This window comes from Aeromonas sp. s12, assembly GCF_040907925.1.
Lineage (GTDB): Bacteria > Pseudomonadota > Gammaproteobacteria > Enterobacterales > Aeromonadaceae > Aeromonas > Aeromonas veronii.
The window spans coordinates 95,487-122,358 of sequence record NZ_JBFOCT010000024.1 but is presented as its reverse complement, the minus strand read 5'-3'; the positions used below and the strand labels follow the sequence as shown (position 1 = coordinate 122,358).

Annotated in this window: 23 protein-coding genes; 9 read left to right on the top strand and 14 right to left on the bottom strand. The window is 57.0% G+C overall.

Going from position 1 to position 26,872, the window contains the following annotated elements; genetic code table 11:
• Positions 1-49: 49 nt before the first annotated feature.
• Genes AB5Y67_RS12300 through rlmB form a run of 3 tightly spaced genes read right to left on the bottom strand, consistent with a single transcriptional unit; the run spans position 50 to position 1,886 of the window.
• Positions 50-505: a GNAT family N-acetyltransferase gene (locus AB5Y67_RS12300; RefSeq protein ID WP_005335818.1), complete on the bottom strand. Its 456-nt coding sequence runs from the start codon at positions 503-505 to the stop codon at positions 50-52.
• A gap of 56 nt (positions 506-561) precedes the next feature.
• Positions 562-1,134: a Crp/Fnr family transcriptional regulator gene (locus tag AB5Y67_RS12295; protein ID WP_199427757.1), complete on the bottom strand. Its 573-nt coding sequence runs from the start codon at positions 1,132-1,134 to the stop codon at positions 562-564.
• Positions 1,135-1,136: 2 nt separating this feature from the next.
• Positions 1,137-1,886 carry a 23S rRNA (guanosine(2251)-2'-O)-methyltransferase RlmB gene (gene rlmB / locus AB5Y67_RS12290; protein ID WP_199427756.1) on the bottom strand — a complete coding sequence of 250 codons (750 nt, stop codon included), beginning with the start codon at positions 1,884-1,886 and terminating at the stop codon, positions 1,137-1,139.
• A gap of 719 nt (positions 1,887-2,605) precedes the next feature.
• Between rlmB and AB5Y67_RS12285 the strand changes: the two genes are divergently transcribed.
• Together AB5Y67_RS12285 and AB5Y67_RS12280 are read left to right on the top strand one after the other, a co-directional pair.
• Complete coding sequence (locus AB5Y67_RS12285; RefSeq protein ID WP_199427755.1) at positions 2,606-4,813, top strand: AAA family ATPase; 2,208 nt, start codon at positions 2,606-2,608, stop codon at positions 4,811-4,813.
• Positions 4,810-6,513: a LeoA/HP0731 family dynamin-like GTPase gene (locus AB5Y67_RS12280; protein ID WP_064341650.1), complete on the top strand. Its 1,704-nt coding sequence runs from the start codon at positions 4,810-4,812 to the stop codon at positions 6,511-6,513. Before AB5Y67_RS12285 ends, AB5Y67_RS12280 begins: the two co-directional genes overlap by 4 nt.
• A 287-nt stretch (positions 6,514-6,800) precedes the next feature.
• Here AB5Y67_RS12280 and rnr read toward each other — a convergent pair whose 3' ends face one another.
• Complete coding sequence (gene rnr / locus AB5Y67_RS12275) at positions 6,801-9,188, bottom strand: ribonuclease R (protein ID WP_064341649.1); 2,388 nt, start codon at positions 9,186-9,188, stop codon at positions 6,801-6,803.
• Positions 9,189-9,322: 134 nt separating this feature from the next.
• Here rnr and AB5Y67_RS12270 point away from each other — a divergent pair, with 134 nt between their 5' ends.
• Positions 9,323-10,345: a GGDEF domain-containing protein gene (locus AB5Y67_RS12270; RefSeq protein ID WP_019445736.1), complete on the top strand. Its 1,023-nt coding sequence runs from the start codon at positions 9,323-9,325 to the stop codon at positions 10,343-10,345.
• 131 nt (positions 10,346-10,476) lie between these two features.
• Here AB5Y67_RS12270 and ompA read toward each other — a convergent pair whose 3' ends face one another.
• Both ompA and AB5Y67_RS12260 read right to left on the bottom strand, forming a co-directional pair.
• Positions 10,477-11,514, bottom strand: coding sequence for a porin OmpA (gene ompA, locus AB5Y67_RS12265; protein ID WP_005335824.1), 1,038 nt, complete (start codon positions 11,512-11,514; stop codon positions 10,477-10,479).
• Between the two features lie 265 nt (positions 11,515-11,779).
• Positions 11,780-12,817: an SGNH/GDSL hydrolase family protein gene (locus tag AB5Y67_RS12260; protein WP_064341648.1), complete on the bottom strand. Its 1,038-nt coding sequence runs from the start codon at positions 12,815-12,817 to the stop codon at positions 11,780-11,782.
• Positions 12,818-13,071: 254 nt separating this feature from the next.
• Here AB5Y67_RS12260 and AB5Y67_RS12255 point away from each other — a divergent pair, with 254 nt between their 5' ends.
• Positions 13,072-13,458, top strand: a complete 387-nt coding sequence (locus AB5Y67_RS12255) for a YgiW/YdeI family stress tolerance OB fold protein (RefSeq protein ID WP_005335826.1) — start codon at positions 13,072-13,074, stop codon at positions 13,456-13,458.
• 85 nt (positions 13,459-13,543) lie between these two features.
• On the opposite strand, the gene mltC is transcribed toward AB5Y67_RS12255, so the two are convergent.
• The 3 genes from mltC to mutY form a co-directional block, all read right to left on the bottom strand.
• Entirely contained in the window at positions 13,544-14,647 is a 1,104-nt protein-coding gene (mltC, locus tag AB5Y67_RS12250) for a membrane-bound lytic murein transglycosylase MltC (RefSeq protein ID WP_199427754.1), read from the bottom strand.
• Positions 14,648-14,764: 117 nt separating this feature from the next.
• Positions 14,765-15,037: an oxidative damage protection protein gene (locus tag AB5Y67_RS12245; RefSeq protein ID WP_005335828.1), complete on the bottom strand. Its 273-nt coding sequence runs from the start codon at positions 15,035-15,037 to the stop codon at positions 14,765-14,767.
• An 8-nt stretch (positions 15,038-15,045) separates the two neighbouring features.
• Positions 15,046-16,098 carry an A/G-specific adenine glycosylase gene (mutY, locus tag AB5Y67_RS12240; RefSeq protein ID WP_199427753.1) on the bottom strand — a complete coding sequence of 351 codons (1,053 nt, stop codon included), beginning with the start codon at positions 16,096-16,098 and terminating at the stop codon, positions 15,046-15,048.
• Positions 16,099-16,335: 237 nt separating this feature from the next.
• On the opposite strand from mutY, the gene AB5Y67_RS12235 reads away from it, so the two are divergent.
• Positions 16,336-17,574, top strand: coding sequence for a multifunctional CCA addition/repair protein (locus tag AB5Y67_RS12235; RefSeq protein ID WP_199427752.1), 1,239 nt, complete (start codon positions 16,336-16,338; stop codon positions 17,572-17,574).
• A 119-nt stretch (positions 17,575-17,693) separates the two neighbouring features.
• On the opposite strand, the gene AB5Y67_RS12230 is transcribed toward AB5Y67_RS12235, so the two are convergent.
• Complete coding sequence (locus tag AB5Y67_RS12230; RefSeq protein WP_199427751.1) at positions 17,694-19,292, bottom strand: BCCT family transporter; 1,599 nt, start codon at positions 19,290-19,292, stop codon at positions 17,694-17,696.
• Positions 19,293-19,301: 9 nt separating this feature from the next.
• Positions 19,302-19,829 (bottom strand): hypothetical protein, encoded by a 528-nt coding sequence (locus AB5Y67_RS12225; protein WP_005335836.1) that lies wholly within the window; start codon positions 19,827-19,829, stop codon positions 19,302-19,304.
• Between the two features lie 163 nt (positions 19,830-19,992).
• Here AB5Y67_RS12225 and AB5Y67_RS12220 point away from each other — a divergent pair, with 163 nt between their 5' ends.
• On the top strand, positions 19,993-20,472 hold the full coding sequence (locus AB5Y67_RS12220) for a MarR family winged helix-turn-helix transcriptional regulator (protein ID WP_199415965.1): 480 nt from the start codon (positions 19,993-19,995) through the stop codon (positions 20,470-20,472).
• Between the two features lie 70 nt (positions 20,473-20,542).
• On the opposite strand, the gene AB5Y67_RS12215 is transcribed toward AB5Y67_RS12220, so the two are convergent.
• The gene (locus AB5Y67_RS12215; RefSeq protein WP_005335839.1) at positions 20,543-21,124 is read right to left on the bottom strand and encodes a YjaG family protein; all 582 of its coding nucleotides are present in this window, start codon (positions 21,122-21,124) and stop codon (positions 20,543-20,545) included.
• 162 nt (positions 21,125-21,286) lie between these two features.
• Between AB5Y67_RS12215 and AB5Y67_RS12210 the strand changes: the two genes are divergently transcribed.
• Positions 21,287-22,231, top strand: coding sequence for a D-2-hydroxyacid dehydrogenase (locus AB5Y67_RS12210; protein WP_005363043.1), 945 nt, complete (start codon positions 21,287-21,289; stop codon positions 22,229-22,231).
• 71 nt (positions 22,232-22,302) lie between these two features.
• On the opposite strand, the gene mepM is transcribed toward AB5Y67_RS12210, so the two are convergent.
• Positions 22,303-23,640, bottom strand: a complete 1,338-nt coding sequence (gene mepM, locus AB5Y67_RS12205) for a murein DD-endopeptidase MepM (RefSeq protein WP_042081590.1) — start codon at positions 23,638-23,640, stop codon at positions 22,303-22,305.
• Between the two features lie 260 nt (positions 23,641-23,900).
• On the opposite strand from mepM, the gene AB5Y67_RS12200 reads away from it, so the two are divergent.
• Positions 23,901-25,199, top strand: a complete 1,299-nt coding sequence (locus tag AB5Y67_RS12200; RefSeq protein WP_064341643.1) for a LapD/MoxY N-terminal periplasmic domain-containing protein — start codon at positions 23,901-23,903, stop codon at positions 25,197-25,199.
• Complete coding sequence (locus AB5Y67_RS12195) at positions 25,196-26,137, top strand: TAXI family TRAP transporter solute-binding subunit (protein WP_111900247.1); 942 nt, start codon at positions 25,196-25,198, stop codon at positions 26,135-26,137. The genes AB5Y67_RS12200 and AB5Y67_RS12195 overlap by 4 nt, the downstream gene beginning before the upstream one ends.
• On the opposite strand, the gene AB5Y67_RS12190 is transcribed toward AB5Y67_RS12195, so the two are convergent.
• Positions 26,132-26,806: a transglutaminase-like cysteine peptidase gene (locus AB5Y67_RS12190; protein WP_042052461.1), complete on the bottom strand. Its 675-nt coding sequence runs from the start codon at positions 26,804-26,806 to the stop codon at positions 26,132-26,134. The two genes, AB5Y67_RS12195 and AB5Y67_RS12190, sit on opposite strands and share 6 nt — an antisense overlap.
• Between the last annotated feature and the right edge of the window lie 66 nt (positions 26,807-26,872).

Sequence of the window (26,872 nt, the reverse complement as noted above, 5' to 3'; positions counted from 1 at the left end):
CCATCCCGCGGGATGGCCCTTCTGCATTCTGGATCACTCTGACGAGTGGTTATGCCACCACTCTGCGCATCCCCATATGGGGGATATCATCTTCGAGATAGCCTTCCCCTTCCGCCACAAAACCGTGTTGGCCATAGAAGCCTTGCAGATGGGCCTGCGCCCCCAGCCAAATGCTGTGGGTCGGCCAGCGCGCCTCGCACGCCTTGACCGCCTCGCCGATCAGCTTATGACCGAGACCGCCGCCGCGCGCCTTGGGTGAGGTCACCACCCGGCCGATGGCGGCGCCGCTCTCATCGCCGATGCCGGGCGCCATGATCCGCGCGTAAGCAGCAAGCTGGTCGCCCTGATAGCCGAGCAGGTGCCAGACCCCCTCGCGGCGATCGAGCCCGTCCAGATCCTGAAAGGGGCAGGTCTGCTCCACCACGAACACCTCGGCCCGCAGCGCCAGCAACTCATACAACTCGTCAGTGGTCAGTTCAGACCAGGGTTTCAGGATCCAGTTCATCGGCAACTCCTTATCAGTTCGGCCTGCCAGCATAATCGTGGCGCCAGCGCCCTGCATTAACCTTTGTTAAGTTCTTTCAGCCGTTTGCGAATGCGGCTCAGACTAATGGGAGTGATACCGAGATAGGCGGCAATCTGGTGGTCTGGCACTCTGGCATCGAGAGCAGGAAAACTGTCGAGAAAGTGCTGATAGCGCGCCTGCGGGCTGCCGGTCAGCAGCAACTGCTCCTTCTCCTCCTTGATGCGCAGCTGCACCTCCAGCAGGTGCTGGTACCAGCGCGGCCAGCCGTGCAGCTGGCGCAGGTCGGCCAGACTGAACAGCTGCAGACGACAGGGCTCCAGCGCCTCCACGCTGTAGCGGGCCGGCTCGCCACTGAGCAGGTGGTGGAAGTCGAGAAACTCGTCCCCCTCCCAGTAGAACTCCTTGATGTACTCGCGGCCATCCTCCAGCACCAGCTTGGCCCGCAGCAGCCCCTGCTCCACCCTGACCAGCAGATCCGGGCTGTCGCCAGCATGCCAGAGGCAGCTTTTCGGGCTGAGGGTCAGCGGGCGGGCAAAAGAGAGGAGGCGCGCGGCCTCCTCTCTATCTGCGACCTGCGCCCAATCGAAGGGGGGTCTGTCAGTCAGCATGATCAAGCACGGCGCTGGCGTACGGCTTCAAACAGGCAGACGCCGGTTGCCACCGAGACGTTGAGGCTGGATACCGCCCCCGCCATCGGGATGCTCACCAGCTCGTCGCAGTGCTCGCGGGTCAGACGGCGCATCCCCTTGCCTTCAGCACCCATCACCAGCGCCATCGGGCCGGTCAGTTTGGCCTGATAGAGGTCGTGATCGGCCTCGCCAGCGGTGCCGACAATCCAGACGCCGCGCTCCTGCAATTCGCGCAGGGTACGGGCCAGGTTGGTGACCTGAATGAGCGGCACCACTTCGGCGGCGCCACAGGCAACCTTGCGCACGATCGGGGTGAGACCCGTGGCCTTGTCGCGCGGCACGATCACCGCGTGCACCCCGGCGGCATCAGCGCTGCGCAGGCAGGCGCCGAGATTGTGCGGATCGGTCACGCCATCCAGCACCAGCAGGAAGGGCTGGCTCTGTTGTGCCGCCAACTCGTCCAGCAGGCTGGCCAGATCGTGCTCGGCCAGCTTCGGCGCCTCTTTCACCCGGGCCATGATGCCCTGGTGATTGTTGCCTTCCGCTTTGTCATCAAGGGTCTTGCGGTTCACGCTCTGCACCTTGAGGCCGAGGGATTCCAGCTCGGCCAGCAGAGGTTGCAGCCGGTCGTCATCCCGCCCCTTGAGGGCCCACACTTCGATAAAGCGCTCTGGGGTGCGCTCCAGCAGCGCGGATACAGCGTGAATGCCGTAGATAAGTTCAGTGCTCATGTTCAAGATCCGTAGGTCGGGTCGCGCGAATGCGCCCCGAAGAAAAATGGCCGTACCGGCAGCCTGACCGCCATGATACTGGCGTCGTCACCGGTCGCTAAATGATGGCGCATCATACCAGAGAGACCGGCATCTAGGGAGGAGGAAGCTGCTAGGCCAAGCTGCGAAACTATGACAGGCCTCTTGATCCGGCTGCGCCATCATCCTTGATGGCGAACCTGACCCGGCCCGGCAGTGACTAAGTGGGCTCGCTACGCGGTGCACAAAACGGTCGCATTCCCATTTTCAGCCCTTGGAGATCAGCCCTTTCGTTGTGGATGTTCGACTGCAACACGGCTCAAGATGATTAATTTATTGATCTTGCCCAGAAAACCATCATCTCCCGCTTCCCTATCCTGCATCGCTCGCTAACATAGCCGTTTGGCAACAAACTTGTCAGAGTCCCCCATGGGTCATGTCAGTGCAATATCGCCGGTAAGCCGGTAAAAAGCAGCTGACTGGAGGCTGACATTCAAGGGCGGTAGCCTTGCCGCCACATGCCATGCCCCCTCCACGGTTTTTCCTCACAACGGTAATCCGCGAGTAAAATGCTGAAGTCATGCGAACACGTTAAGTTTCAAATGGAAGACAATAACACCTTGATTTTAAATAACCTTGCCAAGGTTTAACATCAGAGATTAAGCAGTGCTTGGGAAGGCAATAAAATAGTAGATGACTACATGAAACTGAATATAGATGATCCACGTGAACTGTATCACGGGGTTAACGCTGAACTGGATGGCCTTATCGGAGAACTGACCACAGAGTCAGATGATGAGCAATTGAAAGTAGCTCAGCGTGAGGCCCATGCCTTGCTCCAGAAGCATCGGTCAAACCTTCAGGGTCAGCTGGAAGCACTTGAGACAAATGCTGAGTGGGATACATTCACTATCGCGTTTTATGGCGAAACGGGTGCCGGAAAATCCACCATCATAGAGACCCTGAGAATATTGCTGAAAGAAGCCAGCAAACTGAAAGATCAGGAAGCGTTCCGGGAATTCCAGAGCAAACACGGGTTGACAGTTGAAGCACTGGACGGGCTCCACCATGAGGCAGAGCGACTCGGCCGAGCACTTGAAGATCTCAGCGATGAATATGAAAAAACGTCTGCCAAATATGAACAGCTAAGTGTGGAATCCAGTAACAAAATTACCCAATATCGTGAGCTGTTACTGGAGCAAAAACGAACGGCGTCCTTGTGGCAGAAGTTTCTGCACCTGTTTCGGAAAACGGAAGAGGAGCTGGCCTTTGCGCGTGAAAAGCTACAGTTGCGCAAGATCGAAACAGAATGCGAGAGCGAGCTGTCGACCCTGAACGAACAGAAAATAGGACTGGAAAGTCAGTTGGCTGACACCAGGAACAAACTGCAGGGGTTCAAGGAACGCCTGCCAGAGCTTGAAGCTCTGTCTGACGGCAGAATTATAGGAGATGGCCGTTCGGATTTTACTCGAACGACGCAACGATTCGACTTAAGCGTCGCTGGCCAAGAATTCGCACTACTCGACGTACCAGGAATAGAAGGTACCGAACGCCTGATCGCTGAGGAGATTGAAAAAGCCCTCCAGGCAGCCCATGCGGTGTTCTACGTTACGAACCAGCCCGCCCCTCCACAAACGGGGGATCCGAAGCGACGGAAAGGTACCCTCGAGAAAATCAAAATGCACCTGGGGGCTTCGACGGAGGTCTGGTGTGTTTTCAATAAAAAAGTAATAAATCCCAAGTATGCGCTGAAAGATCGTCCCCTGATCTCCGAAGATGAATGCGCTAGTCTGCGGGAGCTTGAAGGAAAAATGGAGGAACAGCTCGGATCGCATTTCCAGGGCGTGCATCCTTTGACCGCACTACCCGCTTTCTTAGCTGCAACAGATCATTTTGCGCCCGACACACAGAACGCGAGACGCAGCAAAAAAGCTCTATCCGAATTTGAAGCCGGACAGCTGATCGAATTATCCGGTGTAGTGGCATTTATCAGCCTTATACAGGACAGTCTGCTGGAGGGAAGTCAGCAAAAGATCCAACGGGCCAACCTTTTCAAGGTGAAGGATGCTCTTGATAAGACTGCTATCGTCCTCGAGCAGGTAGGAGAGGGAATTTCAGAGTTGGTATCAAACCTCCACCTTGGTGAGCAGAGTTCGAAGAAGCAAATCAGAAGTGGCTTTTCATCATTCAGGAAACGTCTCGAATCATCCACTGAGATATTGATTGATCGCTTCAACAGCGATGTTCTGAACGAAGTGTATTCAGAAATTGACGACGATATTAGCAATGACGCCTTTAAAACCAAGTTGAAGCAGTTAATTGAAATCCATCAGGAGCGATTGAGTGAAAGGTTGAAGAAGGCGATGGCTAAGGAAATTGAACGCTTTGGAAAGGAGACTGAGAAAATAGTTAAGCGTTTCGAGGATAAAAGTCGCGAGTTGACGGATATCTACACCACGATTGCCAGTGCTGACATTGATCGTGACTTCGACCTAAAACTGGATATCGACAATGGTCTGCGATTGACGAACCTTCTGGCACTAATCGTTGGTGGGGCTCTGCTGTGGTGGAACCCAGCAAGCTGGTTAGTTATTGGTATGGGAGCCGCCAGTATTGCAATCGGTGCATACAAGGCCGTGCGTGGATTTCTAAGCTCCAGTTACAAAAAAGCACAGCAACGAAAAGCTGCTGATGAAAACCTCAGAAATATAACCGGCCAATTGCGCGATTCACTGAAAGAAAGTCTCAAACAGGGACTCCCAGAGATGGAAAAAACAATCAGTGGTATTGAACAGGCACTCGCCAGGCCTGTGAACAAGGCGAGGACCCTCGCCGACCTCATTAACAAGTCGAACACAAAAATCAAGACCTTGTCGGGCATGATTGAAGCTACAGGAGCGCTAAAATGAAAGACACTCTCAATACTTTCAAAGGCCAGCAGAACGAATCTCTGGAGCTGCTGAATAGGCTTTCGAAGTTTTTGACGCAAGGTGAAAAGGCCGGGGTTCCGATCGATCAAGAGCTGCGTTCCAAGCTTCAAACAGCCATACAGTCCGTGTCTGGCGAACGGCTCAAGGTTGCACTCATCGGCGGTTTTTCAGAGGGTAAAACGTCTATTGCCGCCGCCTGGATGGAGCAGCTCGATAAGTCCAGCATGAAAATCAGCCACAGTGAATCTTCTAATGAAGTGAAGGTCTACGAGGTGGGGGAGGACTTTGTACTTATTGATACCCCTGGTCTGTTTGGCTTCAAAGAAAAGTACAACGCCGAGAAGCAGGCTATCGAAAAATATAAAGACATTACTAAGAAATACGTGAGCGAAGCACACCTGGTTCTGTATGTCATGAACCCGACAAATCCGATCAAAGAGAGCCACGAGGACGACCTGGCCTGGCTGTTCCGGAGCTTGGGGCTTCTGCCCAGGACAGTATTCGTACTCAGCCGCTTCGACGAAGTAGCGGATGTGGAAGATGAAGATGACTACCGGGACAACCTTAAAGTTAAATATGACAACGTCGTTGGTAGACTTCGCGCGGCAATAGAGCTTGACGATGAAGAAGAAAAAGAACTATCGGTAGTTGCTGTGGCGGCAAATCCGTTTGATCTGGGCGCTGACCACTGGCTCCAGAACCCCGATGAGTTTAAAGAACTGTCACATATTACCGAGCTTCAGGCAGAGACGGCGCAGAAGATTCATAACAACGGTGGTGCAGCCGCCCTTGCAGAAGAGATGCGCGCCAGTGTTATCCGCGATGTTCTTAGCAAACAGCTGCCGATAGCGATAGAGAACGACCAGAAGATCTCGCAGGAAGTCACCAAGCTGGATGAGCTAAATAGCCATTTGAAGCTTGAGCTGGCGACTACCGAGCGGGATATCGAAGACGCGAGGATAGAGCTACGGGAGTTCGTCGTCCGATATTTTTCCGACCTAATCCTCAAAGCGAAAGGTTGTAGTCTCGAAACCTTCGGTGATTTCTTCGAGCGGGAAATCGGCTCTGAGGGTATTGTGATCGCCACTCGCTTACAGAATGAGTTCAGTCGTCAGGTTCAGCCAATTACGCTGGAAGTCGAAAAAATGCAGATTGGCTTTGACAACGAAGTCAGTCACTTCAATACCACAATCAAGTCGCTGGGCAAGCAGGGGGTCAACCATGTCTTGAACGGAAAGTTCATTAATAAAGACTCTGTCTTGGCCGCCCGGGATGGCATTGTGAATGTCGCGAAGTCCGTTGGAGTCGACCTGGGTAAGTATCTTAAATTCAAGCCCTGGGGTGCCACCAAATTTGCCAAAGGTGCGAACGGGGCTCTTGCTGCAGTAGGATTGGCGTTTGAGCTATGGGATAGCTGGGAAGAGCATAAGCGCCAGACCGAATTTCAGAATGCGATAGCCAAAATGGTGAGCAATTTCGAGAAGCAGCGGGAGGAGCTGCTTACACTGATCAATTCTGTCCAGTTCAAGGAAATGTTCTTTGGGAACTATATTGAGCTCAGGCAGCAAGTCGTGGAGGTAGGGCAGATGCTCAATCAGAGACGCGAAATCCAACAGAAGTTTCAAGCATGGAAATCCGAAGCGGAGGCAATAAAAGTAGATTTCAAACGTATGGGATGAATTCCGGAAATTAGTCCCCCCATAGTTCTGAGCGCTGCGTAGCAGCCAATAGAGTGACCATCGCGCAGGGAGTATGCCCCTCGCCATAGGCACGGCGCTTGGCCGCTCTCCGCCGAAGGGCTGAGCCCCTCCCCTTTTCGCTGACCATAAAAAAACCCGAACCCCGGTAATAGGGTTCGGATTTTTTTCATCGCCAAGACTATCAGGCACTGGCGAAGATAACGCGGGACCATCAGCCCGTTACAGCCTATCCCCGGGTCGCTGGACCCAAGCCATAGGCCGAGGGCTTAACCCTTGGCCTTATCGCGAGCTTTTTTGCCCGGTCGTCTGTTGCTGGGTTTGGCGCGGCCACCCTTGTCGGATTTGCCGTGATCCTTGCCCTCTTTACGTTTTTCGTGGCGCTGAGCGCTCTTGGCCTTCTCTTTCTTGATCTCGGCCTGCTTGCGCGCCATCTCTTTGGCGTTCTTGCCGGTGGCCTTGAGCGGCTCTTCCACCATCACGAAGTCGATCTTGCGATCGTCCAGATTGACGCCCATCACCTTGACCCGCACCTTGTCGCCCAGACGGTAGCGACGGCGGAAGTTCTCGCCGATCAGCTGCATGTGCAGTGGATCAAACTGGTAGTAGTCGTTGGTGAGGGTGCTGACGTGCACCAGACCATCGATGTGGATCTCCGCCAGACGCACGAAGAAGCCAAAGCCGGTGACGCTGGCGATAACGCCGTCAAACTCGTCACCCACGTGATCCAGCATGTACTCGCACTTGAGCCAGTCGGCCACGTCGCGAGTGGCATCGTCGGCACGGCGCTCGGTCATGGAGCAGTGCTCGCCCATCGGGTCCACTTCTTCCAGCTGGTAGTGATAACCACCGCTCGGGGTCCACTTGTGGCGCAGGTTGCCCTGTTGCTCCTTGGCGGTCTGATACTTGATCGCCCGGTGCAGGATCAGGTCTGGGTAGCGACGGATCGGCGAGGTGAAGTGCGCGTAGGACTTCAACGCCAGACCGAAGTGACCGATGTTGTCAGCCTGATAGATGGCCTGACGCATGGAGCGCAGCAGCATGGTGGAGAGCAGCTCCGCATCCGGGCGCCCTTCAAACTTGGCAGCCAGCTCGGCAAAGTCTTTCGGCTCGGGCTCGAGGCCGCCTTTGAGCTCCAGACCCAGTTCGGCCAGGAAGTCGCGGAAACCGGTCAGACGCTCTTCGCCAGGACGATCGTGTACCCGGAACAGGGCAAAGGCTTCGTTCTTCTCGATGTAACGGGCAGCTGCCACGTTCGCCTGGATCATGCACTCTTCGATGATCTTGTGGGCGTCGTTGCGCACCAGCGGCACGATGCGGTCGATCTTGCGCTGGGCGTTGAAGATGAAGCGGGTCTCCTCGCTCTCGAACTCCACCGCACCGCGCTGGTGACGGGCATGCTTGAGCGCCTTGTAGAGGTTGTTGAGCTCCTCGATATGGCCCACCAGCGGATCATACTGCTGGCGCAGCTTGGGATCGCCATCGAGGATCGCGGCAACCTTGGTGTAGGTCAGACGGGCGTGAGAGTTCATTACCGCTTCGTAGAACTTGTAGCCGGACATGCGGCCAGCGGCGGAGATGGTCATCTCGCACACCATGCAGAGGCGGTCAACTTGCGGGTTCAGGGAACACAAGCCGTTGGAGAGCACCTCAGGCAGCATGGGCACCACGAACTCGGGGAAGTAGACGGAGTTGCCGCGCTGATACGCTTCGGCATCCAGCGCCGTGCCGGGCTTCACGTAAGCGGAAACGTCCGCAATGGCAACCCACAGACGCCAGCCACCACCGCGTTTGGCTTCACAGAAGACGGCGTCATCGAAGTCGCGGGCATCTTCGCCGTCGATGGTCACCAGCGGCAGGGCGCGCAGGTCGATGCGGCCCTCTTTGGCTTTCTCCGGCACCTGTTCGCCGAGACCGGCAACCTCTTTGGTCACCTCTTCCGGCCAGGTGTGCGGGATACCGTGGGTACGCAGGGCAATTTCGATCTCCATGCCCGGCGCCATGTTCTCACCCAGCACTTCCAGGACGGTACCGACGGCATTGATGCGGGAGGTGGCGCGCTGATTGATGCGCACAACCACGACCTGGCTCTGGCGAGCCCCTTTGTTTTCCCCTTCCGGGATGATGATGTCCTGGCCGATACGGCTGTCATCCGGCACCACGAAACCAACGCCATTCTCGACGAAGTAACGGCCGACAATGTCTGCCTCACGGGACTTGAGCAGGCGCACCAGACGAGCTTCCTGACGACCCTTGCGGTCGATCTCGGTCGGCTGCACCAGCACGTAATCGCCATGCATCAGGCGTTGCATCTCTCGGTTGTTCAGATACAGATCCGGACCACCACCTTCCGGACGCAGAAAACCGAAGCCATCCTTGTGGCCGATTACATAACCTTTGACCAGATTCAGGCGATCCGGCAGGGCATAACATTGGTTGCGAGTGAATACCAGTTGTCCATCACGCTCCATGGCGCGCAGACGACGACGCAAGGCTTCCAACGGCTCTTCATCTTTCAGCTTGAGGACCTTGGCCAACTCTTCACGGGACATGGGCTTTTCATGGCCCTTGATGAGTTCCAGGATCAACTCGCGACTGGCGATGGGGTTATCGTATTTTTCGGCCTCGCGTTCGAGGAAAGGATCTTTTTGAGACATAAGCAGGCCTTAGGGTAGGTGGTAACGGTGCCATTATATCGGAGGGGGGGGCGAATGGCATCCATCGGCTGCCTTTTGGCCAATCTCTCTGTCATACTATCTTCAGTTCGCTGGCATGATGAGACACAGAACTCATGAGTAAGGACACATTTGCCCAATCCGCCGCCTATCTCAAACAGGCGGTTCCCTTGATGATCAAGTACCAGATCCCCACGACGCCGGACAATTACCACCTGTGGTACAACTATGTCTCGGCCAGCATGCCCGAGCTCAACCAGGCGATCGATCAGGCTGTCAAAATGCAGGGAACCTGCTCGCTCACCACCTGCGAGCGCCTCTATCACCAGTATCTGGCCGCTCAGGACGAGAAGCAGATGGAGGCGATGAAACTGAGCCTCGCCGCCATGGCCAACGAGCTCGGCCACTCCATGCAGGACGCCATCTCTGATACCGGCATGTTTCAGGAGATGCTCGACAAGAGTTTTGACAAGCTCAGCCGCATTGATGACGAGGGCTTCAGCCTGGAAGACACCATGGGGATCCTGCGAGAGCTGGTGCGCGAATCCCGGGACGTGCGCATGTCCACCATGCACTTTCGCAACCAGCTCAGCAATGCGGAGAAAGAGATCAAGGAGCTGCGGGCGGCGCTCAACGAGACGCGCAAGCTGGCCAACGAGGATGCCCTCACCAACCTGCTCAACCGCCGCGCCTTCGATCTGGAGCTGGAGGGGTTGATCCGCAGCCAGCACCCCTTCTCGCTGATCCTCGCCGATATCGATCGCTTCAAGAACTTCAACGACGAATATGGGCACCTGCTCGGCGATCAGGTGCTGCGCGCCTTCAGCAAACGGCTGCGCGATGCCTGCAAGGAGGGGGTCACCGCCTATCGGCTGGGTGGGGAGGAGTTCGCCATGCTGGTCCCCCATCGCTCGCTGGCGCTGGCCAGACAGATGGCGGAGAGCATGCGCCGCGCCATCGAGCGGATGTCGATTCTGGATCGCAAATCGGGCCGCCGCATCGACCACATCACTGCCTCGTTTGGCGTGGGTGAGTTCAACGGTCAGGAGAGCGCAGACTGCCTGGTCGAACGTACCGACAAGCTGCTCTACAAGGCCAAGGAGCTGGGGCGCAACCGGGTGATGCCGCTCCCTTCCTGATTTAGTCCCCTGCCCGGCCGCAATGCCAATGTAAAAAGCCAGTCAGATCAACTGACTGGCTTTTTGGTCTCTCTTGCTCCGACAGGGGCTGTTTATTGCAGCCCCATTGGAGACCCTCTCAGTGTGAAGGATTACTCCTGCACCTCGCTGACACCTTCGACTTTCACATCAACACGGCGATCCGGAGCCAGGCAGACGATCAGCTCACGCTTGGACTTGCTGACGCAGCTGTCGCCGGTAACCGGTGAGGATTTACCACGCCCTTCCACATTGATCTTGGCGGCCGGAATCCCTTTACCAACCAGATAGTTGGCAACGGTCTGGGCACGCTGCTCGGAGAGCTTCTGGTTGTAGGCATCGGAACCGATACGGTCGGTGTGACCAATTACGGTTGCCACGCCATCTTTGGGTCGCGCCTCTTCAATCTGGCTATAGAGGCTATCCAGTGCCTGACTGGCCTCTGGCTTGAGAGTCGCCTTGTTGAAGTCAAACAGCACATCGGAGCTCAGGGTGAACTGCTTCTCAACCATCACAGGTGCAGGAGCAGGTTCCGGAGCCGGGGCGGGCGCCACAGGGGCTACCTGACCAAAGCGATAAACCGCTGCCAGCGAGAGCAGGCCATTATCCATTCTCAGACCGGTATCATCGCGGCTGCCATACGGGGTGGTGTACTGATATTCTAGGCGAGCTGCCCAGTCGAGGTTGAACGCATACTCGGCACCCAGTGCACCGACCATGACAAAGCGGCTGTCATCTTTGTAGACATCGCTCTTGGTATCAGCCCAGCCATAACCGCCACCGACACGACCATACAGATCCAGATTATCGGTAACCGGGAAGCCCAGTTTCAGGGTCAGTTGAGCCAGCTGTGCTTTTACTTCATCACTGAAAGCGCCTGCCGCCGTAGTGGCATCGTATTTGTAATTGCCCAGATAGTCGTAACCCAGCTCCAACCCCAGATTCTTGTTGATCTGATAACCGCCAAACACGCCTGCACCCAAGGCATCGTTGGTCTCATTGCCAAGGGTCAGGGCATTGCTTTCATCAATGCCGTAGAAGTTGGACCAACCCAGTTTGGCACCGCCATACCAGGTATTGTCTTGACCGGCAGCCTGGGCATTGGCCGCCAGCAAGCCGGTAACCAGCAAGGTAATCAATGATTTTTTCATGTTTGAGCCTCTGCAACTTTATGTAGGAGGAGGTTGATTGATATCACCTCGTCTTATAGGTGCAACCACCCAAAAGCGATCGCAGCATATCAACGTTAGCCTATTTTCAAGTCACTGATATCAATTAACAAAAAACACTCTAACGCAACCACGTTACAAAAACAGCAACAAACGTTTGTTATTTGAACTGGACGTGACGCAAAAAGACGCACAGATGAGGGCTGAAAGGGAAAAAAGGCCAGCAACATGCTGGCCCGAAGCGATATCAGTGACGAACAAACTCGTAGTGCTGATCGATAAAGTCAGCAACACGCTGGCTCAGTACCTTGTGCACCGTCTTGGTCGGATGCACCTGATCCCAGAACATATGCTCATCGCAGTTGAGAGTCGCTGCTCGCCCTTTTGCCTGCCCGCTCACCACCGCCTGCGCCAGGATCGGGTTACCGGCAATAGCCACTCTTTCGGAGAAACTTAAAGCCGGGGTCGCAGCCACCTCGGCGGCGCTGCCGGAGAACGGCTTCCACGTATAGCCACCACCGTAGCAGGCGTGTTCTGTGTCACTCAGCCCGAACTGCTGGGGATCGCGCATCATCTCGTCAAACTGCTTGTCCACTTCGAACAGCTTCACGATGCCAAGGGGAGCCAGCTCGCGAGTGAGGTTCTGCAACTTCTGGTTGTGGTAACTGGCCACATGGCGCACCTTCTCCACCACCTTCATGCTGCGGGCTGACGGGGTCTGCCCCAGATCCGGGATGTTGAACAGCAGGATCTGCTGCGCACCGTTGAGCACCAACCGGTTGGATGCCAGCCGGATGGTATCGATCACCCGATCAGCATCCCGCTCGGTGTTCCAGCCATAGGCCAGATAGTCGTTGGCACCGACCCAGATCACCACCAGATCATCGGGGCGGAACTTGTCCTTTTTCAGGAACTGATCGATCTCGTAATCGAGGTTGTTGATCACCTGATATTTGGGATCCCATGACCAGAAACCGAGCCAGCCGTTCAGAGCCCCCAGATGGTTATAGGCCACCGCGGTCGCACCGCCTTCCGCCTCGTTGGCCACGACCAGACCGGGGAAGCGCTCGTCACCCAACTGCTCCAGCCACACCGGGCCGTTGCTGAAGCGCCCGTTGAAGTAGGGTGGGCTGGAGGGGAGATACCCCCGCATCTTCTTGTACATCTTGCCGGTGTCGGAGAGGCTGTCACCAAACATCACAACCCGGGAAAAAGGTTGGCGTCCCTCTGCCGCTTGCGCGGTCAATGCCATTAACCCCAATAAACAAACAAGCCATTTTTTCATATTGTTATGCTCTTCGATTAAGCAGGTGAGACCTGCGGACTTCTCCTCGAGTGGCGACAGGCATGGGAAGAGTCTGCTGCCACTGACTTCTGGTGAAGGCGACAGATTACAGTTCCAGATGAAATCACACATGTTCCGCCACCGATGAAATCGCTTGCGCTCACAAAACAGACAATCACACCAGCCTATTTCTTTCACGCTTGTTTCACGCCCCCCCCGGCACAATGCCCCCATACCAACGACAGGAGTATGAAATGAACAAGGCAAGCGCAAGCGTAATCGGACTGTTGACCCTGATGTCTGTCTCCTCTTTTGCCATGGCGGCCTATACCGGCCCGCAAGAGCAGAACAAGGTTTCCGTTGCTCAACTGAAAGATCTGGCCGATGACAGCTGGGCCACCCTGGAAGGGAAACTGGTCAAGCACCTGGGCGGCGAGAACTATCTGTTCCGCGATGCCAGCGGTGAGGTGGAGGTCGAAGTGGATCAGGATGTGTGGCGTGGCACTGAAGTGGGCCCGGATGATCAGATCCGCATCCGTGGTGAAGTGGACCACAGCTGGAACAAAACCGAAGTGGAAGTGAAAACCCTGGAGAAAGTGGGCGCGGCCCCGCAGACCAAGGGCGGCTTTATCGCCAAATAAGGCCACTTCAACGACGAACTGGCCAGACGTTAAAAGGGCGCTTGATATCAAGCGCCCTTTTGCATGGTTAACCCAGCGTCACCGCTTAACCGGCCCGACTGGAAAAGGCTCTCTTGAACCCCTTCTCGGCCTGATTGACCTTGTAGAGGTAACGGCGCGCCTCCTCTTTGGGATGTTGCTCGGTCAACACCTGATAGACCGCCTCGGGGGAGAGCCGGTTGATCCGGCCCGGCGCCGCCTTGCGATCGCTGGAGAAGGTATTGAGCACCCCGCCAGCGCCACCGTTATAGGCGGAGATCACCGCATAGCGACGGGAGCGCGGATCCTGAATATCCGCCAGATAGACGGTCTGCAACAGGTGCAGATAGGCGGTACCGACATCGATGTTGTAGGCCGGGTTGAACAGCTCCTCCCGGGTCGGCTGGCCGTTCTTGCCCTTGACCCGAACATAGACGTCACGACCGGCGGTAGCCGGGATCACCTGCATCAGGCCATAAGCGTTGGCATGGCTCACCGCATAGGGGTTGAAGCTGCTCTCGGTCTTGATCACCGCATAGATCAGGCTCTCCGGCACGCCGTATTTGCGCGACGCTTCCCGGATGATCCCCGCATACTTGTAGCCCCGTCGGTCTTCATGGTTGGCCACCATGGGTATATCGACGAAGAAGATGGTGCGAATACCCAGAGTGCGCTTCTTCATCGCCGTGTTGAGCAGGTAATCGGCATAACGCTCGGCGCGCCAGGAGGCGCGGATTGGCTGGCGCTGATTGTCCAGCACCTGACCGTAGAGGAAGGGCTCGCCGCCGGTCAGAATTTCCCGGTCGGAGTAAAGATCCACTTCGGCCGGATCGTCCGGCGTCAGCAGGGTCTCGATGATGGCGCGACGCAGGTGAGCGCGGGGATCGATGCCCGAGACCGTCTCCACCATGATGTGACCGCTGGAGAAGTCGATGTGGGCCCGGCTCTTGTACTGATCCGTGTATTTGACGTAGTCAAACTTGCCCGCAAACAGCGCCTCCCGCCCCCATATCTCGTTCACGTTATGGGAGAGCGCGCTGATCATGTGTTCAAAACCGCGGATGTCCTTGCCGTTGACCAGATCGTCATCCTCACTCCCGCTGGGCTTGGGGGAGGATGAGCAGGCAGAGAGAAACAGCAGGGTGCACAGCAGCCAAAAAAATCGGCCCATAGGATCCTCAAACCGGGCAGCAGAGCTGCCCATCATTCATTTGCTGCGACTTCAGGAGCGGTCACGCCAGTGTGGCGCCATTCCCGCACCTGTTCACACGTACAACAGCCGGAGAGCTTACTGGGCAGGCGGGGTGTAACCTTCGATCTGCACTTCACCTGCATCAAACAGGTAGCTGACCATCTCTTTTTCCAGCAGTTGGCGATGCTCAAGATTCATCATGTTGAGCTTTTTCTCGTTGATCAGCATCACCTGCTTCTTCTGCCACTCGGCCCAGGCTTCCTTGCTGATGTTGTCAAAAATCCGCTTGCCGAGCTCACCGGGATAGAGTTGGAAATCCAGACCCGGGCCCTCTTTTTTCAGGCGTTGGCAAAATACAGTACGGCTCATGTTGACCTCTATGGTTGTAACTCTGGATAGGCGAGCAGACGGGCCGTGGCGGCCGCCAGCCCCACCTCGGCAGGATGGCATAAGTTATACCAGAGTCGGTTATCTGCTTCCATGAGCCGCAGCGGCTGCGCCTCATCAATGTCAATCAGCAGCGGCTGAATATCGAGATGGAAGTGGCTGAAGGTATGGCGAAAACCGGCCAGTTCACGATAACCGTGATGGCTCAGGCCGAGGGATGCCAGCAGACCATCCACCTCCGCCAGCGAGGCCACCTGCGGGAAGCAGTAGAGCCCGCCCCAGATCCCCTGTGGCGGCCGCTTCTCCAGCAATAACTCGTCACCATGGCGGATCAGCAGCATGACGCCATCGCGGGCCGGAATGCTCTTCTTCGGCTTGCTGTTGGGGTAGGCAGTGGGGTTGCCTTGCGATAGCCCCTGGCAATCGGCCCACACCGGACAGCGATCACAGGCAGGCTTGCTGCGGGTGCAGATCGTCGCCCCGATATCCATCATCGCCTGATTGTATTGCGCCACGCCCAGTTTGGGAGTCAGCCGGATGGCGATCTCCCACAGCTCGTTCTCCACCTGTTTTTGGCCGGGCCAGCCCGGCAGCACCAGCCAGCGGGTGAGTACCCGCTTCACATTGCCATCAAGGATGGCGTAGGGCTGACCCAGAGAGAGCGACAGCACGGCCCCGGCGGTTGAGCGGCCAATGCCCGGCAACGCCATCACCTCGTCAAAGCGCTCGGGAAAGAGGCCATGGTGGTGATCGCGGATCTGCTGGGCCGCCTTGTGCAGGTTGCGGGCCCGGGCGTAGTAGCCCAGCCCGGTCCAGTGGTGCAGCACCTCGTCGACAGGGGCATCGGCCAGCGCCACCACATCGGGGAAGCGCGCCATAAAACGCTGGTAATAGGGGATGACTGTGGCGACCTGGGTCTGCTGCAGCATGATCTCCGAGACCCAGACCCGGTAAGGGGTCTTCTCCTGCTGCCAGGGCAAGGTTTTGCGGCCATGAAGCTCGTACCACTCCAGAACCCGGCTTGCGAAGGTTGATTGATTCACGTTGTTCTCATGTCGTTGATATATGGGGAACTCTGCGGTTCCTTCGGCTCATCTGGCCTGCGCGGGCATAAAGTCATCCCGCAGCACAGCGCCAGCTGTCTGGTGCGGCAGCGTAAGGCCTCGTCACGCCCAAGTCAAAGCCGCGCTGACTGGCGCTGCGGGCGGGTGGTGGTCAAGCAGCAAAGCGGTAACAAAGACGATATACTCGGCCCCACGATTGATGACGGGAGAGACGGTTTGCAGACTTATCTGGTTGGGGGTGCAGTGCGGGATCGCCTGCTGGGATTGCCGCAGGGCGACAGGGATCATCTGGTGGTCGGTGCCACCGTGGAACAGATGCTGGCGCTGGGCTTTACCCAGGTCGGTCGCGACTTTCCGGTATTTCTTCACCCCAAAACCCAGCAGGAGTATGCCCTCGCCCGTACCGAACGCAAACAGGGTCAGGGCTACACCGGTTTTGTCTGCCACGCCGCCCCCGATGTGACACTGGAACAGGATCTGCTGCGCCGGGATCTCACCATCAACGCCATCGCCGAGGATGATCAGGGCCAACTCCACGATCCCTACGGTGGCATCGAGGATTTGGAAAAACGGCTGCTGCGCCACGTTTCCCCTGCCTTTGCCGAAGATCCGCTGCGCATCCTGCGGGTCGCCCGCTTCGCCGCCCGCTTCCACGCTCAGGGCTTTACCATAGCGCCGGAGACCCTCGCCCTGATGAGCGAGATGACGGCCGCTGGCGAGCTGGCCCACCTCACGCCGGAGCGAGTCTGGAAGGAGCTGGAGAAGGTGCTGCTGGGGCCGACCCCGCAGATCTTTATCGAGGTGCTGCGCCAGTGCGGCGCCCTCAAGGCGCTCTTCCCCGAAATCGACGCTCTGTTCGGCGTCCCCGCCCCGGCCAAATGGCACCCGGAGATCGACACCGGCATCCACACCCTGATGGTACTGGAGCAGGCGTGCCGGATCTCCCCGGAATTGACCGTCCGCTTTGCTGCCCTCTGCCACGACCTTGGCAAGGGAGTGACCCCCCAGGAGTTCTGGCCAAGCCATCGCGGTCACGGCCAGAAGGGGCTGCCGCTTATTCGCGCCCTGTGCGAGCGGTTCCGGGTTCCCAACGAGTGCCGGGATCTGGCGCTGCTGGTGAGCGATCTGCATACCCACATCCATATCGCCTTTGAGCTCAAGCCCGCCACCCTGCTCAAGGTGTTCGACAAGGCGGATGCCTGGCGCCGCCCCGAGCGCTTTGCCCAGTTGCTGGATGCCTGTCGCGCCGACTTCCATGGCCGCACCGGTTTCGAGGAGCGGGTCTACGCCGAGCCGGACTATGTGGCCGAAGCGCTGGCTGCCGCCCAGGCGGTGCCGGTGAAAGAAATAGTGGCGGCCGGTTTCAAAGGGGAAGAGATCAAGGAGCAGCTCGCCAAAAAGCGGACCGATGCCATCAGCCGCATCAAGGATGAGTGGACCTTTATCGAGGAGTAACCTCGGCCCCATAACAGACGGCCGCCCTGATGATGAACTCCGCAAGGAGAGCATCGCCAGGGCGGCCGTTTTGCATCCAGGTTTACATAGGAAGGGGAGTCAGCCCTCTTCTGGTGCCGTTATGCCGGACCAATTCGCTCCATCAGGCTCATATGGGATGAGCCATCGTGGCGCTTGAGGTTCTGACGATACTCAAACTGGCGCTGGCTCTCCTGCTTGAGCCCCAGCATCAGCGAATAGCACATCGCCAGCATGATCACCGAGAAGGGTAGCGCCGCTATGATGCTGGCCGCCTGCAAGGCCGCCAGGCCGCCGGAAACCAGCAGGATAGCGGCAACCAGCCCCTGCCCCAGACCCCATACGGTGCGGTGCAGTACCGGCGGCTCCTGATCACCGATGGAGAGCAGAGTGGTGATGACCAGCGTGCCCGAGTCACTGGAGGTGATGAAGTAGGTGCAGATGAGCAGGGTCAACACGGCCTTGGCGATCCAGCCGAAGGTATCCCAGTGCAGCAGCTCGACCGTCTTGTAGAGCGCCAGCGTCACATCCTGATTGACCGCAGCGACCACGCCACCACCACCGAACAGCTCCAGATTCATCGCCGTACCGCCAAACACGGTGAGCCAGAACATGCCGAGCAGCGAGGGTACCAGCAGCACACCGAGCACAAACTCGCGGATAGTACGCCCCTTGGAAATGCGGGCGATAAACATGCCGACAAACGGCGCCCAGGCAATCCACCAGCCCCAGTAAAACGCCGTCCAGCTCGACTGCCAGGCCGAGGTGCCATTGGCCTCGGTGTTGGTCCAGAAGCTCAGTTTGACGATGTTCTGCAGGTAATCACCGATATTCTGTACATAGGCGTTGAGGATATAGGTGGTCGGCCCCAGCACCAGAAAGAGTGCGAGTACGAAGACGCTCAGCCAGATATTGAGCTCGGAGAGGATTTTCACTCCGCGCCCGACCCCAGAAACCGCCGACAGAGTGGCGATCAGGCTGATACCGCCAATCAGCCAGAGCTGGTTGGACTGCGACACCGCCATACCAAACATCTGGTTGAGGCCGGTATTCATCTGGGAGACCCCCAGACCAAGGGAGGTAGCCACCCCGAACACGGTGCCGAACACCGCCAGCACATCGGCCGCATGGCCCCAGAAGCCGTAGATGCGCTCACCGAGGATGGGGTAAAGCACGGAGCGGATCGCCAGCGGCAACTTGCGACGATAACTGAAAAAGGCCAGCGATAGGCCAACGATCACATAGATGGCCCAGGGGTGCAGGCCCCAATGGAAAAAGGTGAGGCGCATGGCGATCTGGGCCGCTTCCGGGGTCATCCCTTCGGTAATGAACGGATTGCCCTGCAGATGGTTCATCGGCTCGGCGATGCTCCAGAACACCAGACCGATACCCATGCCTGCGCTAAAGAGCATGGAGAACCAGGCGAAGTAGCCGAACTCCGGTACCTGGTCGTCGTCACCCAGCCGGATGCTGCCAAAACGGCTGAACATCAGGTAGACAGCGAAGAACAGGAACAGGGCGACCACCAGAATGTAGTACCACTTGAATCCGGCAATAATCTGATCCTTGGCACCGACAAACCAGGCGGCCGCGGTATCGGGAACAAATACGCCAAACAGCAAAAACAGGGTGATCACGGTGAGGGCCGTCATGGCCATAGTCGGGTTGAGGCCTTTCAATAGCCCTTTGCTTGCTCGCATCCAGCCTCCTTAGTCGTTGTTGAAAAAGTCTTCGCCCACATGATCACCGGCGCCGCCGATGGCACGATAGACCAGTTTGCCGGCCGCCTGTTCGCGGTGATCCACCAGCGAAACCGAGGGCTGGCCATTCACGGCGTGACGCTTGCCAAGGAAGATGGCCATGGGGACGCCCAGATTGGAGATACCGCTGGTGATCCAGAGGCGGTTGAAGTCGTAAGAGCCACCGATGAACTCCAGCTGTGCCAGGCCGGTATCGAGGCCAGTCAGATAGAAGTTCATGGCACTTTCGTCAGGAAAGAGGTGCACCAGCACATAGGCGTAGCGTAATTCATTCACCAACTCCTTTAGGTTGAAAGTACCTGTCTCACTGCAAGAGAGGGGTAACTCACCATCATAGTGGTGTACCTTGAGGTTGTTGGGGTCTTCATCATAGGCAGGCTGATAGCGCACAAAAGCCGAGGTATCCGGCAGTTCATAGCGTACTCTGACCACACGTAACTCGGCCACCAGAGACTTGATATCCAGCTCGTCATTCATCATTTAGCTCCTCAAATGCCAGGGTGAATTCCGTGAAATGCCCGTCAACCTAACACAAAATTAGTTAGAGCAGAAATTATTACAGCAAAAACCATATTGACCTTATGACGAATTAGGCGGAAAATTTTGCCCCTCTCCATAGCCCTCCAATGACGCACACCCCATGGAAAAACATGATGAAGTGCTGGTCGCCCTGCGCCAGATTATTCGTGCCATCGACATGCACTCCAGGCGCTTGATCAAAGAAGCCGGGCTCACCTCCCCGCAACTCTTGCTGCTCAAAGGGATCGACGAGCTGGGACAGACCTCCATGCGCCAGCTGGCCGATCACACCAACATGAGCCAGGCTACCGCCACCACCATCATGGACCGATTGGAGAGCCGCCAACTGGTGCAGCGCGTTCGCAGCAATACCGACAAGCGCAAGGTTCACGCGACACTGACTGACGCAGGCTACGCCCTGCTGGCTCAGGCCCCGACCCCGCTGCAAGAGCGCTTCATCCAGCGTTTTCAGGCGCTGGAAGCGTGGGAACAGACCCTGCTGCTCTCTTCCCTGCAACGCATCTCCGCCATGATGAATGCAGACGAAATCGACGCAGCCCCGGTGCTGAGCGTCAGACCCCTCACCGAAGAGCAGGCATAAGCTGCTGAACAATTTCAGGCATAAAAAAAGCTCCCGAACGGGAGCTTTTTCGATCAGGGGCCGCAGAGGATTACTCTTCCAGGCTGATCCCGATATTGGAGACGCCATCCTGAGAGGCAAATACTCTGATGGCCAGGATACGATCGCTGTCGCGCTCATGAGCAACCCGCTTGAGCAGTTCAACCTGGAACTCCAGCTCGGCTTCCATGTACTCGTGCTCGTAGAGCTCCTCTTCGGTCAGATCCCGCTCTTCCAGCAGCTCGATAAAACCGGCCACAGTACCGACTGAGGCATGACTGGCATCGTTGGCCTCTTCGCCAACCCGGCAGATCACCGAGTTATAGGCGCAGCCCAGCGCAACACAGGCATCCAGCGCGGGATAGGCGCCGTAGGATTCAAACTTGCGGGGATCCGGAATGTGAGACTCGAACTCTTCGAGAATGGCCCCCAGATTGACCCGGGATCCCTTGACGGTGAGGTAGACCCACATCTGATCCAGCGCATGCCGGAAAGCGCCAGCATTGCCAAAGCCGGAGGCCTGACAGAACAGGGCATAGTTGGGGTACATGCGCTCTGCCAGCGCCAGGGTGTAGACGGTCTGTTGCCAAGGCTGTAGCTCGGCCAGTCGCTTATAAAACTTGTCACCAAACACTGGAGTCGGATCCTTTGCAAAATGTGGGGCAGATTGTAGCCCACGAGGCGCGCGGCGAAAACGAAAAAGCGCCCTGGTCGGCTATGTTGCGATATGAAGTCAGGTAAGATGGGTCGAGAGCGGCATCTTGTTGCGCCGCAAATTCTGATAAGGAACAAGAGTATGAGCCAACGTACCCTTCTTTTGCTCAGCCAGGATAATGCTCACTACGAACGGCTGCTCAAGGCCGCCAACCTCCCCCATCTGCGCATTCTGCGGGCCGATAACCAGAGCGATGCCGAGAAGCTGATCGGCGAAGCCCATATTCTGATGGCCGAACCGGCCCGTGCCAAACCGCTGCTGCCCAAAGCCAACAAGCTGAGCTGGTTCCAGTCCACCTATGCGGGAGTCGATGTGCTGCTCGACCCTGACAGTCGCCGCGACTATCAGCTCACCAATGTCCGCGGCATCTTCGGCCCACTGATGAGCGAGTATGTCTTTGGTCATCTGCTCAGCCTGATGCGCCAAATTCCCCTTTATCGGGAACAGCAGAAACAGCGACTGTGGCAAAGCCACCCCTATCAGGGCCTCAAGGGGCGCACAATGCTGATCCTGGGGACCGGCAGCATTGGTCAGCATATTGCCCACACCGGCAAACATTTTGGCATGAAGGTACTGGGCATCAGCCGCAGCGGTCGGGAGCGGGCCGGGTTTGATCAGGTTTATCAACTGCCTGCGCTCAACAAGATGCTGGCGCAGGCCGATGTCATCGTCAGCGTGCTGCCAGCCACCCGCGATACCCGTCATCTGTTCAATGCCGCCCGCTTCGAACACTGCAAACCGGGCGCCATCCTGTTCAACGTCGGTCGTGGCAGCGCCGTGCACTCTGGCGATCTGCTCACCGCACTGCGTACCGGCAAGCTGGCGATGGCGGTGCTGGATGTGTTCGAGCAGGAGCCGCTGCCCGCCGACAGTCCGCTGTGGGGCCAACCCAACCTCATCGTCACCCCCCACAACAGCGCCTACAGCTTCCCGGATGATGTGGCCCAGATCTTTGTGCGCAACTACATCCGCTTTATCGATGGCCAGCCACTGGATGGCAAGATCGACTTCGACAAGGGTTACTAACCCTCACTGTGCATGTAAAAAGGCCCCGCCAATCTGGCGGGGCCTTTCATTTCAGGCTGTGACGACAGGAATCAACCCGCGGCCAGCTCCTTGCGGTAGCTCTTCACCTTGGCAAGGAACTGACGACGCTCCTTGCCGCTGAGCGGTTCAGCCATCGGCAGCTTGGCGGTCATGGCATTGACCGGGCGGTTGTTGATCCGCAGCTCGTAGTGCAGGTGAGCACCGGTCGAGCGACCTGTGTTGCCGGAGAGGCCGATCTTGTCGCCCATCTTCACTCGCTGACCGGTTTTGACCAGCAGCTTGCTCAGGTGCAGATAACGGGTAGAGAGAGTACGGCCATGCTTGATGACGATATAAGTGCCCGCTAGCGGGTGGCTGGTTGCCTTCTGGACGACACCATCACCGGTCGCCAGCACTGGCGTGCCCACCGGCACCGCGAAGTCGGTGCCCTCGTGAGGACGCACCATACCGGTTACCGGATGTTTGCGCGCCGGGTTGAAATTGGAGCTGATCCGATAGCGGCTATGGGTCGGGTAGCGGCGGAATCCGCGCTCCAGACTGTTGCCCTGACCGTCGTAGTAGTTGCCGTCATCGGAGAGCCAGGCCGACACCGTCTTGCCCTGGCTGGTAACTTCCACACCCAGCAGCTGGCTGTTGCCAGTGCTTTTGCCTTCCACCGTCTCCTGGCGTACCAGCACTTTGAACTTGTCGCCCTTCTGCAGATCCTTGGCGAAATTCATCCGCCACTGGAACAGGTTGGCAATTTTCTGGATATGGTTGGCCGGAATCCCCGCATTGCGGGCACTAACATAGAAGCTGCCGTTGATCACGCCGTTGTAACGCTGCGGTTGCCACTCAACCTTCTCATTGATCATGGAGGCGGTATAGGCATCGTCGCTGCGCGCCATCACCAGCGTCTGCTTGATGTTCAGGCGGATTTTGAGTTGCTGCAGGATGTTGTCCTGATCGATCAGCAGCTCGATATTCTGGCCCGGCTTGAGGCGCGCCAGATAATTCTTGTTATCGGCGTCCAGCACCTTGTAAAGGGTGGTGGTGGAGAGACCGAGATTGTTAAAAATAGCGGTCAGGTTTTCGCCGTTGCGGACCCGGTAATCCTGCCACTGGGGGGTGGTGTCAACCGGGATGTCGTCATCCGGCGCACTTTGATCAACCAGTTCGTGATCGGGGATTTCGTTAAAGTCGGTGTTGTTTTCGTTGGTTGCCGTACCTGCGGTATCAATGGGCAACTCAAGACGCAGCGGCCGCTCGAGGATGTCACCCGGAGCTGGCAATAATGCCACTGCTGACAGGGTCATGGCCGTCAGCATCAGCATGGCGTAAAAGTGTTTGCGGGGAACCGGTGGTTCCCAATTGGCAGCCTGTACTACCAAGGGACGGAGACGTTTCATCCGCTATCCTGTATTTAGATCTAAAGATTGTGAGTTGCGATGTCAGTTGTGACAAAACCGTATAAAACTGTTTGTTGGACACAAATAGTTACAAATAGTTCATCACAATCTGCATGAACCTCACATTTTATGCATAACCCGCCCGGATGGGCAGAAATGATCGTCTTTTTTAACCATTTTTTCCTATTTTTAAGAACCGGGTCGGATTCGATACTGAATAGAAACCCAAAATGTTGCGATAACTTTTCCATGGAGTGGATATGTCGTTAGCAAAACTGTTAATCAGAATAATTGTCGTCCTGTTCCTGATCGGTGCAGCGCTGCTGTTTGCACTGGAAGTCACGACGGTCCGCCAATCCATCCTCGACCAGATGTCAGCCAACCTGGAAACCGCCGTCACCGCTCTCGGGCTGGTGCTGCAAGGAACCCTGCTCAATGACGACAATGTGCTGGCCGAGACCATCGTCAATGCCATGTTCGACGGCGGCTTCGTCAGCTCGGTCACCCTGATCGATCCTGATGGCCAGTTGCTGTTTCAGAAGGTCTTCCACTCTACCCAGCAAAATGTCCCCGGCTGGCTTCCCTCGGTTATCGGCATGCCCCCCGTCAAGATTGAGCAAGAGTTGACCGATGGCTGGCGCATGCTGGGCACTCTGACCCTTGAGGGGCATAGCGGCTACGCCTATCAGCATCTGTGGAATGCCATCAGTCGCACCGGTCTGGCGCTGCTGGCGGGCCTCGTCGTATTTACCCTGATCATCTCCCTGGTGTGCAAACGCCTGCTGCAGCCCCTGGAGCAGATCAACCTGCAGCTGATCCGTATCCGCAAACACCAGTTCAACAGCACCCTGCCCACTCCCTGGTTGCAAGACCTCAAAGAAGTGGCACTTTCCATCAACCAATTGGTTTCCGAACGCAAACGGGATCTGCTGCAACAACGACTCAAAATCACCCAGCTGGGAAAACAGCTGCCACTGACGCCCCCACAGCCGCTGCAAGGAGTGAGCCCGCTGCCGGAAGGTGGGCAACTGCAAAAATTTGTCTCCACACAAGGGGAGATCGCCCTCTATCAGCGTTTCTTGCCCAGTCAGCCCCTCGGTGCCGACAGCGATCTCGCAACCATCCAGAGCGCCCTGCAACAGTGGCAGCACTCTCATATAGAAGGGGTCTTGCTGCCCCTCTCCCTGCTCAATCACCCGCAATGGTCCGAGATCGCCCCTCTGCTAAGCCAGGGGCGAGGAAAAACACTGGATTGGCGCTGGGATGTAGCCACATTCCCCGCCCACGGCCAGTCTACCTTGGCCGCGTTGCAGGAACAGGGGTGTGAGCTCGCCTTCAGCGCCATTCCCCTCAATGCGGATACCTTCAATCAACTTGACCCGCTCAATCCCATCTTTATCAGCTGTCAGCTGACCGATGCGCCGCTCTACTGGAATCTGCTCTCCCAAACCATGCATGCCGCCGGTTATACCCTGCTGGCAGAATCGGGAGAGTGTCGCGACATCGACAAACTGCGGACCTGGGGTATCGATGGTTATGCCAAGGAGGCGCAATCATGAAGAAGCTCGCCATGCTGTTGCCCCTGCTGTGGCAATCCGGCCTGATGGCTGAAACCGTCACTATCACCACCGGGGGTGAGCAGGGGATTTATCACCAGATAACCAAAGAGTTTTGCCGTCTGGCCCATGAGGTCGATGAGCAACTTGCGTGCACATTGCAAAGCTCATCGGGTTCAATAGAAAACCTGAAGCGGCTAAAGAGTGGCGAGACCTCCTACGCCATGGTGCAATCAGACTGGCTATATCAGGCAAACCAGGGCTTGGGCCCTTTTGCCACGCAGCCGCAACCTGAGCTGCGCGCCCTGTTTGCCACCCATGCCGAGCCCTTCACCATAGTGATCCGTGCCGATGGCGATATCACTTCACTGGAACAGCTCAAGCTCGCCCCCATCGACATGGGGTTGAAGAGCTCGGGAACACGCCAGACGGCGCTGACCCTGTTCAACATCTTGGGAGCGAAAGAGCAGGATCTCGATCTGAAAAGCATGGCCAACCTGCCGGATGCGCTTTGTAGCAAGCAGATCGATGCATTTGCATTGGTGATGGGACACCCTAACCGGATTGTGCTCGACACCGCCAAACGTTGCGCGGTCAGTTTCCTCCCCATCGATGGGGCCACCCGTGATCAGCTACTCAAAGGGGTCAAATATTACCAACGTAGTCAGGTGCCCGCCCGCATCTACCCCGGCAATCTGAAGGCGACCCCCACCTTTGCCATTGCCGCCACCCTGGTCACCAATGCAAACATGCCGGAAGAGTCTGTCTATCGTCTGACCAAGGCCATGCTGACCCAGCAGACCAAGTTCAATGAGCAGACTTATGGCTACGCCAATATGTTTCACCGGGCACGCAATAAAACCGGCCCGGTACTGAGTATTGAGCAGCATCCGGGCGCGGCTAAATATTTCGAGGAGCTGAAAGCGGCAGGCAAGCTATAGCTGACGACGGGGAGAGCGCAGTTGCTCGCTGGAGAAACGGGTCTTCATCGATGTCCACTGCGCCAGCCGATCGGCACTCCCCGCCAGCGTCCCTTCCCGCCGTGACTTCATGATCCAGATGCTTTTGGCATCGAAACTGTAAACGGGAATGAGATCGGTACGCTTGCTACCCGGCAGGATCCGGCTGTTGATGTTGTCGAGCACCAGTGGGTCAGCTTTGGGTGTCGGGAAGTAGAGTGTCACCATGTGGAACTGGTTGTAACGCACCGCCTTGACGTAGGCCAGTCGCAGCTTCTTCTCATCCACCCCCAGCTCCATCAGGGTGTAGTACTTGGAGATGCTGTAATCCTCGCAATCCCCACCCCGGGCACCGATGAACTCCAGCGGATTGGCCCAGTAATCCTCATCACCCCACAGCTTGGGATCCTCGCTATAGGTGAGATTGTTGAAGTAGTTGTTCACCAGCTCGATCTTCTGCTGGTCGGTTGTACCCGCTCTGGGGGTGAGCAAGCGAGAAAATGCCTCGGCCCGCTGGATGGCCCGGCCACCATACACTTCCTGCAGCTTGGCCCGCAGATCCGGACTGGCAATATATTCGGAAAGACGCGAAGCCTGCACACTGGCGCAACATAGCGCCAACGTGCAGGCCGGGATCAACAACCATTTCATACCGGACACTCCATGTCAGATGCTGGAGGTCAGTATAGTCCCTCCGGATGAGAGGCTCAGCAGGCG

Coding starts and splice junctions, on each gene's coding strand:
- AB5Y67_RS12300 (WP_005335818.1), bottom strand. CDS start 505: ATGAACTGGATCCTGAAACCCTGGTCTGAACTGACCACTGACGAGTTG.
- AB5Y67_RS12295 (WP_199427757.1), bottom strand. CDS start 1,134: ATGCTGACTGACAGACCCCCCTTCGATTGGGCGCAGGTCGCAGATAGA.
- rlmB (WP_199427756.1), bottom strand. CDS start 1,886: ATGAGCACTGAACTTATCTACGGCATTCACGCTGTATCCGCGCTGCTG.
- AB5Y67_RS12285 (WP_199427755.1), top strand. CDS start 2,606: ATGAAACTGAATATAGATGATCCACGTGAACTGTATCACGGGGTTAAC.
- AB5Y67_RS12280 (WP_064341650.1), top strand. CDS start 4,810: ATGAAAGACACTCTCAATACTTTCAAAGGCCAGCAGAACGAATCTCTG.
- rnr (WP_064341649.1), bottom strand. CDS start 9,188: ATGTCTCAAAAAGATCCTTTCCTCGAACGCGAGGCCGAAAAATACGAT.
- AB5Y67_RS12270 (WP_019445736.1), top strand. CDS start 9,323: ATGAGTAAGGACACATTTGCCCAATCCGCCGCCTATCTCAAACAGGCG.
- ompA (WP_005335824.1), bottom strand. CDS start 11,514: ATGAAAAAATCATTGATTACCTTGCTGGTTACCGGCTTGCTGGCGGCC.
- AB5Y67_RS12260 (WP_064341648.1), bottom strand. CDS start 12,817: ATGAAAAAATGGCTTGTTTGTTTATTGGGGTTAATGGCATTGACCGCG.
- AB5Y67_RS12255 (WP_005335826.1), top strand. CDS start 13,072: ATGAACAAGGCAAGCGCAAGCGTAATCGGACTGTTGACCCTGATGTCT.
- mltC (WP_199427754.1), bottom strand. CDS start 14,647: ATGGGCCGATTTTTTTGGCTGCTGTGCACCCTGCTGTTTCTCTCTGCC.
- AB5Y67_RS12245 (WP_005335828.1), bottom strand. CDS start 15,037: ATGAGCCGTACTGTATTTTGCCAACGCCTGAAAAAAGAGGGCCCGGGT.
- AB5Y67_RS12230 (WP_199427751.1), bottom strand. CDS start 19,292: ATGCGAGCAAGCAAAGGGCTATTGAAAGGCCTCAACCCGACTATGGCC.
- AB5Y67_RS12225 (WP_005335836.1), bottom strand. CDS start 19,829: ATGAATGACGAGCTGGATATCAAGTCTCTGGTGGCCGAGTTACGTGTG.
- AB5Y67_RS12220 (WP_199415965.1), top strand. CDS start 19,993: ATGGAAAAACATGATGAAGTGCTGGTCGCCCTGCGCCAGATTATTCGT.
- AB5Y67_RS12210 (WP_005363043.1), top strand. CDS start 21,287: ATGAGCCAACGTACCCTTCTTTTGCTCAGCCAGGATAATGCTCACTAC.
- mepM (WP_042081590.1), bottom strand. CDS start 23,640: ATGAAACGTCTCCGTCCCTTGGTAGTACAGGCTGCCAATTGGGAACCA.
- AB5Y67_RS12200 (WP_064341643.1), top strand. CDS start 23,901: ATGTCGTTAGCAAAACTGTTAATCAGAATAATTGTCGTCCTGTTCCTG.
- AB5Y67_RS12195 (WP_111900247.1), top strand. CDS start 25,196: ATGAAGAAGCTCGCCATGCTGTTGCCCCTGCTGTGGCAATCCGGCCTG.
- AB5Y67_RS12190 (WP_042052461.1), bottom strand. CDS start 26,806: ATGAAATGGTTGTTGATCCCGGCCTGCACGTTGGCGCTATGTTGCGCC.